Origin of the sequence: Streptomyces sp. NPDC091287 (assembly GCF_044768525.1) — a bacterium.
Classification (GTDB): domain Bacteria; phylum Actinomycetota; class Actinomycetes; order Streptomycetales; family Streptomycetaceae; genus Streptomyces.
The window spans coordinates 345,034-361,554 of the sequence record NZ_JBIVUV010000005.1 but is presented as its reverse complement, the minus strand read 5'-3'; the positions used below and the strand labels follow the sequence as shown (position 1 = coordinate 361,554).

9 protein-coding genes are annotated in these 16,521 nt (G+C 67.7%); 2 read left to right on the top strand and 7 right to left on the bottom strand.

Annotated elements, in window-relative coordinates:
• The first annotated feature begins 35 nt into the window (after nucleotides 1–35).
• The gene (locus ACIQRW_RS10620) at nucleotides 36–2,057 is read left to right on the top strand and encodes a PIG-L family deacetylase (RefSeq protein WP_403757467.1); all 2,022 of its coding nucleotides are present in this window, start codon (nucleotides 36–38) and stop codon (nucleotides 2,055–2,057) included.
• Between the two features lie 150 nt (nucleotides 2,058–2,207).
• Nucleotides 2,208–2,933: a trypsin-like serine protease gene (locus ACIQRW_RS10615; protein ID WP_032790008.1), complete on the top strand. Its 726-nt coding sequence runs from the start codon at nucleotides 2,208–2,210 to the stop codon at nucleotides 2,931–2,933.
• Between the two features lie 230 nt (nucleotides 2,934–3,163).
• Here ACIQRW_RS10615 and tuf read toward each other — a convergent pair whose 3' ends face one another.
• The 7 genes from tuf to rplL form a co-directional block, all read right to left on the bottom strand.
• Nucleotides 3,164–4,357, bottom strand: a complete 1,194-nt coding sequence (gene tuf, locus ACIQRW_RS10610) for an elongation factor Tu (protein ID WP_007445914.1) — start codon at nucleotides 4,355–4,357, stop codon at nucleotides 3,164–3,166.
• A gap of 157 nt (nucleotides 4,358–4,514) precedes the next feature.
• The gene (gene fusA / locus ACIQRW_RS10605) at nucleotides 4,515–6,644 is read right to left on the bottom strand and encodes an elongation factor G (RefSeq protein ID WP_215105403.1); all 2,130 of its coding nucleotides are present in this window, start codon (nucleotides 6,642–6,644) and stop codon (nucleotides 4,515–4,517) included.
• Nucleotides 6,645–6,682: 38 nt separating this feature from the next.
• Nucleotides 6,683–7,153 (bottom strand): 30S ribosomal protein S7, encoded by a 471-nt coding sequence (rpsG, locus tag ACIQRW_RS10600; protein WP_007445917.1) that lies wholly within the window; start codon nucleotides 7,151–7,153, stop codon nucleotides 6,683–6,685.
• Between the two features lie 2 nt (nucleotides 7,154–7,155).
• Nucleotides 7,156–7,527, bottom strand: coding sequence for a 30S ribosomal protein S12 (gene rpsL / locus ACIQRW_RS10595; protein ID WP_003948652.1), 372 nt, complete (start codon nucleotides 7,525–7,527; stop codon nucleotides 7,156–7,158).
• Between the two features lie 461 nt (nucleotides 7,528–7,988).
• Nucleotides 7,989–11,888, bottom strand: a complete 3,900-nt coding sequence (locus ACIQRW_RS10590; protein WP_069754082.1) for a DNA-directed RNA polymerase subunit beta' — start codon at nucleotides 11,886–11,888, stop codon at nucleotides 7,989–7,991.
• A gap of 98 nt (nucleotides 11,889–11,986) precedes the next feature.
• Nucleotides 11,987–15,472 carry a DNA-directed RNA polymerase subunit beta gene (gene rpoB, locus ACIQRW_RS10585; protein WP_403757218.1) on the bottom strand — a complete coding sequence of 1,162 codons (3,486 nt, stop codon included), beginning with the start codon at nucleotides 15,470–15,472 and terminating at the stop codon, nucleotides 11,987–11,989.
• Between the two features lie 624 nt (nucleotides 15,473–16,096).
• A complete protein-coding gene (rplL, locus tag ACIQRW_RS10580) occupies nucleotides 16,097–16,480 on the bottom strand; it encodes a 50S ribosomal protein L7/L12 (protein WP_265599883.1) in 384 nt (127 codons plus the stop codon).
• Nucleotides 16,481–16,521: the final 41 nt, after the last annotated feature.

The window sequence follows — 16,521 nt, the reverse complement described above, 5'->3', positions numbered from 1 at the left end:
GCGTGGTGGATCGATCTGTGCTGTCCCGGATACGGATGCCCCGGCGCACGCTCCTCCTCGCGGCCACCGCGGCCGCCGCCACCGCCGGATGCGCCGTGCCGGCTCCACGGCGTCGCGGGCCGGTGCCCGACCCGGCCCCGGGCCTGGCCATAGCGAGCACCCGGCGGGCGCAGCTGATGCAGGTGCTGGCCCACCCCGACGACGACCTGTACCTGATGAACCCGGACACCCGTGAGGCCCTCGACGCCGGGACCCCCGTGGTCTGCGTCTACCTCACCGCGGGCGAGGCCGACGGCCTCAACAAGGTCCCCGGCGCCCCGCGCCCGGAGCCCGACCACGCCGCCTACGCCTCCGCCCGCCACCAGGGCCTGCGCCAGGCGTACGCCGAGCTGCTCGGGCTCGACCGGTTCACCCCTTGGCAGAGGTCGGTGCTCACCCTGCGCGGCGGCCACCGGGCCGAGCGGGACGTCCTGGCCGTCGGGGCCCGCCGGGTCGAGCTGATCTTCCTCAACACCGCGATGCACACCGGGCGCGGCCGCCTCGGGCTGCCCAGCCTCTGGGAGGACCGGCGGCGGGTGCTGCGTACCGTCGTCGCCGACGACTCCCCTCTGCAGAAGGCCGGTTCGTATACGTACGAGTCCCTGATCGACGTCCTCGTCGGGCTGCTGGAGGAGTACCGGCCGACCGTCGTGCACACCCTCGACCCGGACCCCGACCTCCGGTCCACCAGCGAGTACGAACGGCTCCGGGACAGTGAGCAGCGCGGGTACTCCGACCACGCGGACCACACCCCGGCCGGATGCTTCGCCTGGGCGGCCCTGATCCGCTGGGTGGCGGCGGCGACGGGGCGCGGGGAGCCGGTGCCCGGGTTCGTCGTCGCGGCGTTCCGGGGGTACTACAACCACCACTGGCCCAAGAACCTGCCGCCGGAGGTGCTGGAGCGCAAGGCCGCCCACCTTCTCCCGTACGGCGGCGCGCCCGACTGGGAGTGCGGCAACCCCTCGGGCTGCGGCGACTACAACATCGGCGGCGACCGGCCGCTGGCCAGCCGCAAGGGCTGGGTCCGCTCCACCCACCACCGCTACCCGGGCCCCCGGGCACAGGTCGCCTCCGGTCCGGACGGCCGGCTCACCGTCTACGGGGTGCTGGGGCTGCGTGCCGTCCGGTGGCGCGAGAGCGTGCCCGGCAGCGGGGCCTGGAACGCGCCGGACGACCTCGGCGGCGGCCCGCTCGCCCCGGTGCTGGGCTCGGCGGCGACGGCGGACGGCCGGCACCTGTTGTTCGGGCTGCGGTTCGCGGCGCTCGCCGGGCACGGCTCGGACAACGACCGCGAGATCGTGCTGCTGGAGCAGCGCTCGCCGGGCGGCCCCTTCCGCGCCTGGCGGGGGCTCGGCAACCCGGCCACCGGCAGCGACCACGGGCGCCGCGTCGGTGTGCCCGTCGCCGTGGCCGCCCCGGACGGCCGCGTCCACCTCTTCGTACGGAACGCGGAGAAGGGGCTGAGCACCCGGGTGCGGGACGCGGTCACCGGGCGCTGGAGCGGGTGGCGGGATCTGGGCGGCGGCGAGGTGCAGGACGGGCTGACGGCGGTCGTGGACGCGGCGGGGCGCGTCCACGTGTACGCGGCCGGGCACCATGCCGTGCACCACTGGACCCAGGACGCCCCGGACACGGACGTCACCGCCCGCACCCAGCTCACCGACTCCCCCGTGCCCGCGCACGCGCCCGGCGCACTGGCCGCGCCCGACGGGTCCGTGGAGCTGTACTACCGGCCGGCCGCGCGGGAGCGGCTCGTCGCCGTGCGGGCCGACCGCGCACCCGCGCCCCGTTTCGGCGGGTACGGTCCGGTGACCGTCGCCGCCTCGCCGGGCGGCCCGGTCCTGCTCGGCCGTTCCGCGGCGGGCCGGATCCAGCTGCGTACCGCCGTGGGCACCGCCGTACGGTCCCGGGGGCCGATCGCCCTGGACGGCGTCGCCCTCCACCTCGGCGCGGCGGGCGGACGGCCGACCGTCGTGGGGTTCGGGCCGGACGCCGCGCCCTGGGTGTGGCGTCCGTAGCGGTGGAAGCTTTTTAGGCCCAACTCCCGCCCCATAACGCCGCGTTATGCCCAAACGTTAGTACCCCGGCCTCGTCGCGCTCCGGCACCCTGTTGCCCACCATCCCCCACGGACACGCACACCCCAGCGTGTCGCGCGAAACGAGGAATCATGCGTATATCCAGGCTCGTGCCCGCTGCCGCCGCCGCAGCGGCCTGCGTCCTCGCCCTCTTCGCACCCTCCGCCTCGGCCGCTCCCGAGGCCCCGCTCCAGGACGCCCCGCCCCCGACCACCCAGATCATCGGCGGCGGCTACGCCCAGAACGCGCCCTGGGCCGCCCGCCTCTTCTCGAACGGCAGAGAGACCTGTTCGGCGACGATCATCGCGCCGACCTGGATCCTCACCGCCAAGCACTGCGTCACCGGCGGCGGCCTGTCGTTCCGCATCGGCAGCCTCGACCAGCACAGCGGCGGTGTGGTCGCGAACGGCGCCCAGACCTACACCCACAGCTCGGACCTGGCGCTGGTGCGCCTGGACCGTTCCGTGCAGGCGACCTACTCCCGCCTCGGCTCGCCCGGCTCGGTGAGCGTCGGGCAGAGCGTCCAGGTCTGGGGCTGGGGCGCCACCTCGCAGTGCGGCTCCGAGGCCAACTGCCAGTCCCGCTACCTGAAGGTCGCCAACGTGACGGTCACCGGCGGCTGCGGTGACGCGTACGGCGGCTCGGCGATCTGCGCCCGCCGCGGCAACGGCATCACCGCCGGCGGCGACTCCGGCGGCCCGATGACGGCGAACGGCATCCAGGTCGGCGTCGCCTCCACCAGCGACCGGCAGACCACGACCGCGTACACGAACGTCACCGCGTACCGGTCCTGGATCCAGTCGATCGCGGGCGTCTGACCGACCCCAACGCCCGGGCGGCGGGCACCTGACGGACCCGCCGCCCCGTGAACCGTAGGGCCCCCGTACCTCACCGCCCTGAGGTACCGGGGCCCTACACCCATGTCCGCCCCGCCCCGGCCCCGTAACCCCGGCGGCCCCGCACACGGCGAAGGGCCCCGCACCTCTTTCGAGGTGCGGGGCCCTTCTTGCGGCTCAGTGAGCCACCAGGTCCAAGGACCAAGCAGAAACTACTTGATGATCTTGGTGACCTGGCCGGCGCCCACGGTCCGGCCACCCTCACGGATGGCGAACTTCAGGCCCTCTTCCATGGCGACGGGCTGGATCAGCGAGACGTCCATGAGGGTGTTGTCACCCGGCATGACCATCTCGGTGCCCTCGGGAAGGGTCACAACGCCCGTCACATCCGTGGTACGGAAGTAGAACTGCGGGCGGTAGTTGTTGAAGAACGGGGTGTGACGGCCACCCTCGTCCTTCGACAGGATGTAGGACTGCGCCTGGAACTCGGTGTGCGGCGTGACCGAGCCGGGCTTGATGATGACCTGGCCGCGCTCGACGTCCTCGCGCTTGATGCCACGGAGGAGCAGACCGACGTTCTCACCGGCCTGGCCCTCGTCGAGCAGCTTGCGGAACATCTCGATGCCGGTGACCGTGGTGGTGGTCTTCTCGGTCTTGATACCGACGATGTCGACGGTCTCGTTGACCTTCAGGACACCACGCTCGATGCGGCCGGTGACGACCGTACCGCGACCGGTGATCGTGAAGACGTCCTCGATCGGCATGAGGAACGGCTTCTCGACGTCACGCTCGGGCTGCGGGATGGACTCGTCGACGGCCTTCATCAGGTCGAGGACGGTCTGGCCCCACTCCTTGTCGCCCTCAAGAGCCTTGAGCGCCGAGACCTTGACGACCGGAAGGTCGTCGCCCGGGAACTCGTACTCGGAGAGGAGCTCACGGACCTCGAGCTCGACGAGCTCCAGGATCTCCTCGTCGTCCACCATGTCGGCCTTGTTCAGCGCGACGACGATGTAGGGGACGCCGACCTGGCGGGCCAGGAGGACGTGCTCCTTCGTCTGCGGCATCGGGCCGTCGGTGGCCGCGACCACGAGGATGGCGCCGTCCATCTGCGCCGCACCCGTGATCATGTTCTTGATGTAGTCCGCGTGACCGGGGCAGTCGACGTGCGCGTAGTGACGCGACTCCGTCTGGTACTCGACGTGCGCGATGGAGATGGTGATACCGCGCTGGCGCTCTTCGGGAGCCTTGTCGATCTGGTCAAAGGCCGAGGCCTCGTTCAGGTCCGGGTACGCGTCGTGCAGCACCTTGGTAATGGCGGCCGTGAGGGTCGTCTTACCGTGGTCGATGTGACCGATGGTGCCGATGTTGACGTGCGGCTTAGTCCGCTCGAACTTTGCCTTCGCCACTGGGGTCCTCCTGAGTGGTTCTGTACGCCTTGCTTCATCGGCGCCAGGTGATCTTTGCTGGGGTGCCGGCGCCGGGGGCATTCCGCACAGTGCTGACGCGCTGTGCGCAATGCCCGCCCGGCTCCGGTGACAAGCCTAAAGCGTGAGCTCGGGAGAGTTACTCGCCCTTGGCCTTCGCGATGATCTCCTCGGCGACGTTCCGCGGAACCTCGGCGTAGGAGTCGAACTGCATCGAGTAGCTTGCGCGACCCGAGGTCTTGCTGCGGAGGTCTCCGACGTAGCCGAACATCTCCGAGAGGGGCACGAGGCCCTTCACGACGCGAGCGCCGCTGCGCTCCTCCATGGCCTGGATCTGGCCACGGCGGGAGTTGAGGTCGCCGATGACATCGCCCATGTAGTCCTCGGGCGTGGTGACCTCGACGGCCATCATCGGCTCAAGGAGCACGGGAGAGGCCTTGCGGGCACCCTCCTTGAACGCCTGCGAACCGGCGATCTTGAAGGCGAGCTCCGAGGAGTCGACCTCGTGGTAACCACCGTCGAGAAGGGTGACGCGGACGCCGACCATCTCGTAACCGGCCAGGATGCCGAACTGCATGGCTTCCTGAGCACCCGCGTCCACCGAGGGAATGTACTCACGGGGGATGCGGCCACCGGTGACCTTGTTGACGAACTCGTAGGAGGCGTCGCCACCCTCGATGGGCTCGAGGGCGATCTGCACCTTCGCGAACTGGCCGGTACCACCAGTCTGCTTCTTGTGCGTGAAGTCGATGCGCTCGACGGCCTTGCGGATCGTCTCGCGGTACGCGACCTGGGGCTTGCCGACGTTCGCCTCGACGCGGAACTCGCGCTTCATGCGGTCGACGAGCACCTCGAGGTGAAGCTCGCCCATACCACCGATGATGGTCTGGCCGGTCTCCTCGTCGGAGTGCACCTGGAAGGAGGGGTCCTCCTCCGAGAGGCGCTGGATGGCGACACCCAGCTTCTCCTGGTCACCCTTGGACTTCGGCTCGATGGCGACCTGAATGACCGGCGCCGGGAAGTCCATGGACTCCAGGATGACCGGGTTCTTGTCGTCGCACAGCGTCTCACCGGTGGTGGTCTGCTTGAGACCCATGACGGCGATGATGTCGCCGGCGCCCACCGATGCGATCTCCTCACGCTTGTTCGCGTGCATGCGGTAGATCTTGCCGATGCGCTCCTTCTTGCCCTTGACGGAGTTCAGCACCGCGGTGCCGGCCTCCAGGCGACCGGAGTAGATCCGGACGAAGGTGAGCTTGCCCAGGTGCGGGTCGCTCGCGATCTTGAACGCCAGGCCGGAGAACGGCTCGTCGTCCGAGGGCTTGCGCTGGATGACCTTCTCCGGGTCCTTCACGTCGTGGCCCTCGATGGCCTCGACGTCCAGGGGGGAAGGCAGGTAGCGCACGACCGCGTCGAGCAGGGGCTGAACGCCCTTGTTCTTGAACGCGGTGCCACAGAACACCGGGGTGACGGTGACGGAGTCGGCGGTGCCCTTCGACGCCAGCGTGATGCGGCGGATCGCCTCGTGCAGCTGCTCCTGGGTGGGCTCGGTGCCCTCCAGGTACAGCTCCATCATGTCGTCGTCGTTCTCGGCCACGGCCTCCAGGAGCTTGCCGCGCCATTCGGCGGCCGACTCCTTGAGGTTGTCCGGGATCTCGACGGTGTTGTACATCTCGCCCTTGGCGGCCTCTTCGGGGTACACGAAGGCCTTCATCGACACGAGGTCGACGACACCCGTGAAGTCGGCCTCCGCCCCGATGGGGAGCTGCATGACGATCGGGGTCGCGCCGAGGCGGTCCACGATCATCTGGACGCAACGGAAGAAGTCGGCACCGGTGCGGTCGAGCTTGTTGACGAAGCAGATACGCGGCACGCCGTAGCGGTCCGCCTGACGCCAGACGGTCTCGGACTGCGGCTCGACGCCGGCCACACCGTCGAACACGGTGACGGCGCCGTCGAGGACGCGGAGCGAACGCTCCACCTCGACGGTGAAGTCGACGTGACCCGGGGTGTCGATGATGTTGATGGTGTGGTCAACATCGTTGAGCGGCCAGTGGCAGGTCGTCGCGGCGGACGTGATCGTGATGCCGCGCTCCTGCTCCTGCTCCATCCAGTCCATCGTGGCAGCGCCGTCGTGGACTTCACCGATCTTGTAGCTCACACCGGTGTAGAAGAGGATCCGCTCAGTGGTGGTCGTCTTCCCCGCGTCGATGTGGGCCATGATCCCAATGTTGCGGACCTTGGCCAGGTCAAGCGAAGTGGTGGCCATAAGGCTCAATCTTCTCTCGGTCTCGATGGGGGTAGCGACTACCAGCGGTAGTGCGCGAAGGCCTTGTTGGACTCGGCCATCTTGTGGGTGTCCTCACGCTTCTTGACCGCAGCGCCGAGGCCGTTGGAGGCGTCGAGCAGCTCGTTCATGAGGCGTTCGGTCATGGTCTTCTCGCGGCGGGCACGGGAGTAACCGACGAGCCAGCGCAGAGCGAGGGTGGAGGCGCGACCGGGCTTGACCTCGATCGGCACCTGGTAGGTGGCGCCACCGACACGGCGGGACTTGACCTCGAGCGAGGGCTTGACGTTCTCAAGCGCGCGCTTCAGCGTGATGACCGGGTCGTTGCCGGTCTTCTCGCGGAGGCCTTCCATGGCGCCGTACACGATCCGCTCGGCGGTGGAACGCTTGCCGTCGAGGAGGATCTTGTTGATCAGCGAGGTGACAAGAGGAGAGCTGTAGACCGGGTCGATGATGACCGGGCGCTTCGGGGCGGGGCCCTTACGAGGCATTCTTACTTCTCCTTCTTGGCGCCGTAGCGGCTGCGGGCCTGCTTGCGGTTCTTGACACCCTGGGTGTCAAGGGAGCCGCGGATGATCTTGTAACGAACACCCGGCAGGTCCTTCACACGGCCACCACGCACGAGCACGATGGAGTGCTCCTGCAGGTTGTGTCCCTCACCCGGGATGTAGGCCGTGACCTCGATGCCGGAGGTCAGACGCACACGCGCGACCTTACGGAGCGCCGAGTTCGGCTTCTTCGGGGTGGTCGTGAACACACGCGTGCAGACACCGCGACGCTGGGGCGAACCCTCGAGCGCGGGCGTCTTGTTCTTCTCGACCTTGTCCTGCCGGCCCTTCCGGACCAGCTGCTGGATCGTAGGCACTACTTCTCCGGTTTCTGTGTGCCGTTCGTGAAACTAACCTGGAACATCGCCGACCCACGCGGTCGGGTGTGTCGAATACTGCGGACTTACGCCCCAAGGGCGGCAGTCGGCACAGATTGCGGTGGCTACTGACGGACTCGCGGTGCGGTTGAGGACACGCACCCGAGCCCAGGCACACCCCAGGCACAAGGCTTGAGCGTACCTACCTCACGGAGCTGGGTCAAAACAAATGCTGTCCACGCCGACACGCCGGGGCGTCGGCACCCTCCGACCCGACCCCGTGACCACCCCCGCCGGCCCCTTACGCGCAGGTCCGCGCCTTGGGGGCCCGTCGCCCGCCGCCCGGCCGTGTCCGGGCCCCACAGGGCCCGGGAAGGCCCCACCCCGCACACGCCGGAGGGCGGCCACCCCATGACGTACGGGGTGACCGCCCTCCGGTCGTTCAAGCGGCAAGCACTCGCTTACTGGTTGTACGGACCGTAATCGTAGTCCTCCAGCGGGACGGCCTGGCCGGAGCCGGTGCCGAACGGCGAGTAGTCGATGTCGTCGTAGCCGACGGCCGAGTACATCGCGGCCTTGGCCTCCTCGGTCGGCTCGACCCGGATGTTGCGGTAGCGGGACAGGCCCGTACCGGCCGGGATGAGCTTACCGATGATGACGTTCTCCTTGAGGCCGATCAGGGAGTCCGACTTGGCGTTGATCGCCGCGTCGGTGAGGACCCTGGTCGTCTCCTGGAAGGACGCCGCCGACAGCCACGACTCGGTGGCGAGCGAGGCCTTGGTGATACCCATCAGCTGCGGACGGCCGGAGGCGGGGTGACCGCCCTCGGTGACCACACGACGGTTCTCGGTCTCGAACTTCGACCGCTCGACCAGCTCGCCCGGAAGCAGCTCCGCGTCGCCGGACTCGATGATCGTCACGCGGCGGAGCATCTGCCGGATGATGATCTCGATGTGCTTGTCGTGGATCGACACGCCCTGCGAGTTGTAGACCTTCTGGACTTCGCCGACCAGGTGGACCTGGACCGCACGCTGGCCGAGGATGCGCAGCACGTCGTGCGGGTTGGTCGCACCGACGGTGAGCTTCTGGCCCACCTCGACCGGGTCGCCCTCGCCCACGAGCAGACGGGCACGCTTCGAGATCGGGAACGCCGTCTCATCGCTGCCGTCGTCCGGGGTGACGACGAGCTTCTTGGTCTTCTCGGTCTCCTCGATCCGCACGCGGCCCTTGGCCTCGGAGATCGGGGCGACACCCTTGGGCGTACGGGCTTCGAAGAGCTCGACGACTCGGGGCAGACCCTGGGTGATGTCGTCACCGGCCACACCACCGGTGTGGAAGGTACGCATCGTCAGCTGGGTGCCGGGCTCACCGATGGACTGGGCGGCGATGATGCCGACCGCCTCACCGATGTCGACCAGCTTGCCGGTGGCGAGCGAGCGTCCGTAGCAGAAGGCACAGGTGCCGACCGCGGACTCACAGGTCAGGACCGAGCGGGTCTTGACCTCCTCGACGCCGGCGCCCACCAGGGCGTCGATCAGGACGTCTCCGAGGTCGACGTTGGCAGGCGCGATGACCTTGCCGTCCACCACGACGTCCTCGGCGAGCATGCGGGCGTAGACCGAGGTCTCGACGTCCTCCGTCTTGCGGAGCACGCCGTCGGCGCCCTTGACCGCGATCTTCAGCTTGAGGCCGCGGTCGGTGCCGCAGTCCTCCTCGCGAATGATCACGTCCTGCGAGACGTCCACCAGACGACGGGTCAGGTAACCCGAGTCGGCGGTACGCAGGGCGGTGTCCGCCAGACCCTTACGGGCACCGTGCGTGGAGATGAAGTACTCCAGAACGGTGAGGCCCTCGCGGAAGGACGCCTTGATGGGACGGGGAATCGTCTCGTTCTTGGCGTTCGACACCAGACCACGCATACCCGCGATCTGACGCATCTGCATCATGTTTCCTCGGGCACCCGAGTCGACCATCATGAAGATGGGGTTCGTCTTCGGGAAGTTCGCGTTCATCGCCTCGGCAACCTCGTTGGTCGCCTTGGTCCAGATCGCGATGAGCTCCTGCGTGCGCTCGTCCTTGGTGATCAGACCGCGCTCGTACTGCTTCTGGACCTTCTCGTCCTGCTCCTCGTAGCCCCTGACGATGGCCTTCTTGGCCTCGGGCACGACGATGTCGGAGACGGCCACGGTGACGCCCGAACGGGTCGCCCAGTGGAAGCCCGCCGCCTTCAGGTTGTCGAGCGTCGCCGCCACGATGACCTTGGGGTAGCGCTCGGCCAGGTCGTTGACGATCTCGGAGAGCTGCTTCTTGCCCACCGAGTAGTCGACGAACGGGTAGTCCTCGGGCAGCAGCTCGTTGAAGAGCGCGCGGCCCAGGCTGGTCCGCAGCCGGAAGGTGTCCCCGGGCTGGTACTCCGGCTCACCCTCCTCGGCGACCGGCGGCACCCAGCCACGCGGCGGCATGGTGCCGACCGGGAAGCGGATGTCGACCTTCGCCTGGAGCGACAGCTCGCGGGCGTCGAAGGCCATGGTGGCCTCGGCCGTGGAGCCGAACGCGCGGTCCGTGCCCTTGACGTTGCGGCCCTCTTCGTCCGTGGTGAGGAAGAAGAGACCCAGCACCATGTCCTGGGTCGGCATGGTGACGGGACGACCGTCGGCCGGCTTCAGGATGTTGTTCGAGGACAGCATCAGGATGCGGGCCTCGGCCTGCGCCTCCGCGGAGAGCGGCAGGTGCACGGCCATCTGGTCACCGTCGAAGTCCGCGTTGAACGCGGTGCAGACGAGCGGGTGGATCTGGATGGCCTTGCCCTCGACCAGCTGCGGCTCGAAGGCCTGGATGCCCAGGCGGTGCAGGGTGGGCGCACGGTTCAGCAGCACCGGGTGCTCGGCGATGACCTCTTCGAGGACGTCGTACACGACGGTGCGGCCACGCTCGACCATGCGCTTGGCCGACTTGATGTTCTGCGCGTGGTTCAGGTCCACCAGGCGCTTCATCACGAACGGCTTGAAGAGCTCCAGCGCCATCGCCTTCGGCAGACCGCACTGGTGCAGCTTGAGCTGCGGACCGACGACGATCACGGAACGCGCGGAGTAGTCCACGCGCTTGCCGAGGAGGTTCTGACGGAAACGACCCTGCTTGCCCTTGAGCATGTCGCTCAGGGACTTCAGGGGACGGTTACCGGGACCCGTGACCGGGCGACCGCGGCGGCCGTTGTCGAACAGCGCGTCGACGGCCTCCTGCAGCATCCGCTTCTCGTTGTTCACGATGATCTCGGGGGCGCCGAGGTCAAGGAGACGCTTGAGGCGGTTGTTGCGGTTGATCACACGGCGGTACAGGTCGTTCAGGTCGGAGGTCGCGAAGCGGCCACCGTCCAGCTGCACCATCGGACGCAGGTCCGGCGGGATGACCGGCACGCAGTCGAGCACCATGCCCTTGGGCTTGTTGCTGGTCTGCAGGAACGCGGAGACGACCTTGAGGCGCTTGAGCGCACGGGTCTTCTTCTGGCCCTTGCCGGTGCGGATGATCTCGCGGAGGCGCTCGGCCTCCTCGTCGAGGTCGAAGGACTCCAGGCGCTTCTGGAGCGCCGCGGCGCCCATGCAGCCGTCGAAGTACGTGCCGAAGCGGTCACGCAGCTCGCGGTAGAGCAGCTCGTCGCCCTCCAGGTCCTGGACCTTGAGGTTCTTGAAGCGGCTCCACACCTCGTCGAGGCGGTCGATCTCGCGCTGCGCACGGTCGCGCAGCTGCTTCATCTCACGCTCGGCGCCTTCGCGCACCTTGCGGCGCACGTCGGCCTTGGCGCCCTCGGCCTCCAGCTCGGCCAGGTCGGTCTCGAGCTTCTTGGCGCGGGCCTCCAGGTCGGAGTCGCGGCGGTTCTCGGTCTGCTGGCGCTCGACGGAGACGTGGGCCTCCAGGGACGGCAGGTCGCGGGTACGACGCTCCTCGTCCACGAACGTGATCATGTACGCGGCGAAGTAGATGACCTTTTCCAGGTCCTTCGGCGCGAGGTCCAGCAGGTAGCCGAGGCGGGAGGGAACGCCCTTGAAGTACCAGATGTGGGTGACGGGAGCGGCAAGCTCGATGTGGCCCATCCGCTCACGGCGCACCTTGGCGCGAGTGACCTCGACGCCGCAGCGCTCACAGATGATGCCCTTGAAGCGGACACGCTTGTACTTGCCGCAGTAGCACTCCCAGTCCCGGGTCGGACCGAAGATCTTCTCGCAGAAGAGTCCGTCCTTTTCGGGCTTGAGCGTGCGGTAGTTGATGGTCTCCGGCTTCTTCACTTCGCCGTGCGACCAGGTCCGGATGTCGTCCGCGGTGGCAAGGCCGATCCGCAGCTCGTCGAAGAAGTTGACGTCGAGCACTTGTCGTCAATCCCTCTTTCGGGGTCTCGTCTCAATCAATGGTCTGAACGGGTCCGGGGAGGGCCGGCCGCCTCGGGATGAGGCGGCCGGCCGGCCCGTCAGACCTCTTCGACGCTGCTCGGCTCGCGCCGGGACAGGTCGATACCGAGTTCCTCCGCCGCGCGGAAGACGTCCTCGTCCGTGTCGCGCATCTCGATGGACATGCCGTCCGAGGACAGCACCTCCACGTTGAGGCAGAGCGACTGCATTTCCTTGATGAGCACCTTGAAGGACTCGGGAATGCCGGGCTCGGGGATGTTCTCGCCCTTGACGATGGCCTCGTAGACCTTCACGCGGCCGGTCACGTCGTCGGACTTGATCGTCAGGAGCTCCTGGAGGGCGTATGCGGCGCCGTAAGCCTCAAGGGCCCACACCTCCATCTCACCGAAGCGCTGACCACCGAACTGTGCCTTACCACCCAGCGGCTGCTGGGTGATCATGGAGTACGGGCCGGTCGAACGCGCGTGCAGCTTGTCGTCGACCAGGTGGTGCAGCTTGAGGATGTACATGAACCCGACCGAGACCGGGTCCGGGAACGGCTCGCCGGAGCGGCCGTCGTAGAGCTGGGCCTTGCCGGAGGGCTGGACCAGGCGGTCGCCGTCGCGGTTGGGGATCGTGGCCTGGAAGAGGCCGGTGATCTCGTCCTCGCGCGCACCGTCGAAGACGGGCGTGGCGACGTTGGTGCCGGGGGCGACCTGGTCGGCGCCGATGGCCTGCAGGCGCTGGGCCCACTCGTCACCGAGGCCGGAGACGTCCCAGCCGCGGCTGGCGAGCCAGCCGAGGTGGATCTCCAGGACCTGTCCCGGGTTCATTCGGGACGGGACACCCAGCGGGTTGAGGATGATGTCGACCGGGGTGCCGTCCTCCAGGAACGGCATGTCCTCGATCGGCAGGATCTTGGAGATGACGCCCTTGTTGCCGTGACGGCCGGCGAGCTTGTCACCATCGGTGATCTTGCGCTTCTGCGCGACGTAGACGCGGACCAGCTGGTTCACGCCCGGCGGCAGCTCGTCGCCCTCTTCGCGGTCGAAGACGCGGACGCCGATGACCTTGCCGATCTCACCGTGCGGCACCTTCAGCGAGGTGTCGCGCACCTCGCGCGCCTTCTCACCGAAGATCGCGCGGAGCAGACGCTCCTCGGGGGTCAGCTCGGTCTCGCCCTTGGGCGTGACCTTGCCGACGAGGATGTCGCCGGCGACGACCTCGGCACCGATCCGGATGATGCCGCGCTCGTCGAGGTCGGCGAGGACCTCTTCGGAGACGTTCGGGATGTCCCGGGTGATCTCCTCCGGGCCGAGCTTGGTGTCACGGGCGTCGACCTCGTGCTCCTCGATGTGGATCGAGGAGAGGACGTCGTCCTGCACGAGGCGCTGCGACAGGATGATCGCGTCCTCGTAGTTGTGACCCTCCCACGGCATGAACGCCACGAGCAGGTTCTTGCCGAGGGCCATCTCACCGTTCTCGGTGGCCGGTCCGTCGGCGAGCACCTGGTCGGCGATGATCCGGTCGCCCTCGGCGACGACGACCTTCTGGTTGACCGAGGTGCCCTGGTTGGAGCGCATGAACTTGGCGATGCGGTACGTGGTGTACGTGCCGTCGTCGTTCGTGACGGTGATGTAGTCCGCGGAGACCTCCTGGACCACACCGTCCTTCTCCGCCTTGAGGACGTCACCGGCGTCGGTGGCGCAGCGGTACTCCATGCCGGTGCCGACGAGCGGGGCCTCGGACTTGATGAGCGGCACCGCCTGCCGCATCATGTTCGCGCCCATGAGGGCACGGTTGGCGTCGTCGTGCTCCAGGAAGGGGATCATCGCGGTGGCGACGGACACCATCTGGCGCGGCGAGACGTCCATGTAGTCGACGTCCGTGCCGGGCACGTAGTCGACCTCTCCGCCACGACGGCGGACCAGGACGCGGGGCTCGGTGAAGCGCAGCTCTTCGGAGAGGGTCGCGTTCGCCTGGGCGATGACGTAGCGGTCCTCCTCGTCGGCCGTGATGTAGTCGACGTCATCGGTGACCTGACCGTCGACGACCTTGCGGTACGGCGTCTCGATGAAGCCGAACGCGTTGACGCGGCCGTACGAGGCGAGCGAACCGATCAGACCGATGTTCGGGCCTTCGGGGGTCTCGATCGGGCACATGCGTCCGTAGTGGGACGGGTGCACGTCGCGGACCTCGAAGCCGGCCCGCTCACGGGAGAGACCACCCGGGCCAAGAGCCGACAGGCGGCGCTTGTGGGTGAGACCCGACAGCGGGTTGTTCTGGTCCATGAACTGCGACAGCTGGCTGGTGCCGAAGAACTCCTTGATGGAGGCGACGACCGGCCGGATGTTGATCAGGGTCTGCGGCGTGATCGCCTCGACGTCCTGGGTGGTCATGCGCTCACGCACGACCCGCTCCATCCGCGCCAGGCCCGTGCGGACCTGGTTCTGGATGAGCTCGCCGACGTTGCGCAGACGACGGTTGCCGAAGTGGTCGATGTCGTCGGTCTCGACGACGATCTCGCGACCCGACTCACCGGTCGTCTCGGTCTCACCGGCGTGCAGCTTCACCAGGTACTTGATGGTCGCGATGATGTCGTCGCTGGTGAGGACACCGGCGTCGAGCGGCTCGTCGGCGCCGAGCTTCTTGTTCACCTTGTAGCGGCCGACCTTCGCGAGGTCGTAGCGCTTCGGGTTGAAGTAGAGGTTCTCGAGCAGCGTCTGAGCGGCCTCGCGCGTCGGCGGCTCGCCGGGGCGCAGCTTGCGGTAGATGTCGAGCAGCGCGTCGTCCTGGCCCTGGGTGTGGTCCTTCTCCAGGGTGGCGCGCATCGACTCGTACTCGCCGAACTCCTCCAGGATCTGCTCGGTGGTCCAACCGAGAGCCTTCAGGAGAACGGTGACGGACTGCTTGCGCTTGCGGTCGATGCGGACACCGACCATGTCGCGCTTGTCGATCTCCATCTCCAGCCAGGCACCCCGGGACGGGATGATCTTGGCGGAGAAGATGTCCTTGTCGGACGTCTTGTCGATGGAGGAGTCGAAATAGACACCCGGCGAGCGGACCAGCTGCGACACGACGACACGCTCGGTGCCGTTGATGACGAAGGTGCCCTTGTTGGTCATGAGCGGGAAGTCGCCCATGAAGACCGTCTGGGACTTGATCTCGCCGGTCTCGTTGTTGGTGAACTCGGCCGTGACGAAGAGCGGCGCGGCGAACGTGAAGTCGCGCTCCTTGCACTCGTCGATCGAGTTCTTCGGGGGCTCGAAGCGGTGGTCGCGGAACGTAAGCGACATCGACCCGGAGAAGTCCTCGATCGGTGAGATCTCCTCGAAGATCTCCTCCAGGCCGGACTTGGTGGGGACGTCTTGTCCACTGTCCAGAGCAGCCTCGACGCGAGCCTTCCAGGCGGCGTTGCCCAGGAGCCAGTCAAAGCTCTCGGTCTGCAGCGCGAGGAGGTTCGGAACCTCGAGGGGCTCCTTGATCTTTGCAAAAGAGATGCGCAGCGGGGCGGTGCTGGCACCGTTGTTCGTATTCGCGGTCGAGGCGTTGCGCGAGGCGGCCAAGAGGGGGTCCTTCCGAGGGCTCGGACTCACTACGCGCGTACCGGTCCCACTCTGGACACAAAGACAAACCGTTCCGAATCGGTCGCAAAACGACCAGGTCGGAGGGAGTCGGCCATCGGTGCTTCAGCGTGGGCATGCCCCTGGTGACGGGCAGGAGGCAGCTAACAGGCAGCGCAAAGGGTCAGTGTAGCCAAGCGGCACACTGATGTCCAGTCGGGGTTCTCAGAGACCCACGTTGCTCTCAACAGCTGTTCTCAACACCTATGTCTAGCCCTAGCCCTCGCGCGGGGTGCGCTCTTCTTTACTGCCCTCTTCACGCTCGATCCATGCCTCGGATACGGATCGAAGTGATGACGCGTCCTGAGAATTGCGCGCCGCGTCCGGTTCGTCAAGGCCCGCCGGTCCGATCGGACCTCCAGGAGCCTTCACCGGCCGCCCCCGGGATGCCCGCAGGACGCCCCTGAGGGGCCCGCGAGAGGCGCACGGCGAAGATCACCCTACTCGTCGTCGGCGGAAGAGCAAGGCACCCGCCACGGGCACGCCGAAGGGCGACCACCCGGATGGGTGATCGCCCTTGGCGCGGACACCTGAGGTGCCCAGGGAGTCCGGAGGACTCCCGAGGTGTTACTTGACCTCGACGGAAGCGCCGGCGGCCTTGAGGGACTCGGCGGCCTTCTCGGCGACGTCCTTGGCGACCTTCTCGAGGACCGGCTTCGGGGTGCCGTCGACGAGGTCCTTGGCCTCCTTGAGACCCAGCGAGGTCAGCTCACGCACGGTCTTGATGACCTGGATCTTCTTCTCGCCGGCACCGGTGAGGATGACGTCGAACTCGTCCTGCTCGGCCTCGGCCTCGGCCGGGGCGCCACCAGCGGCGGGGCCGGCGACGGCGACGGCCGCGGCGGCGGTGACGTCGAACTTCTCCTCGAAGGCCTTGACGAACTCGGAGAGCTCGATGAGGGTCATGCCTTCGAACTGCGCGAGCAGGTCGTCCTGGGACAGCTTCGCCATGATAGGCGTCCTTCCACTATTCGGCAGGTGCCGGATGTATA

Bases quoted from the DNA above. Each gene is read 5' to 3' on its own strand.
- ACIQRW_RS10620 (WP_403757467.1), top strand. From the start codon at position 36: ATGCCCCGGCGCACGCTCCTCCTCGCGGCCACCGCGGCCGCCGCCACC.
- rpsG (WP_007445917.1), bottom strand. From the start codon at position 7,153: ATGCCTCGTAAGGGCCCCGCCCCGAAGCGCCCGGTCATCATCGACCCG.
- fusA (WP_215105403.1), bottom strand. From the start codon at position 6,644: ATGGCCACCACTTCGCTTGACCTGGCCAAGGTCCGCAACATTGGGATC.
- ACIQRW_RS10615 (WP_032790008.1), top strand. From the start codon at position 2,208: ATGCGTATATCCAGGCTCGTGCCCGCTGCCGCCGCCGCAGCGGCCTGC.
- rplL (WP_265599883.1), bottom strand. From the start codon at position 16,480: ATGGCGAAGCTGTCCCAGGACGACCTGCTCGCGCAGTTCGAAGGCATG.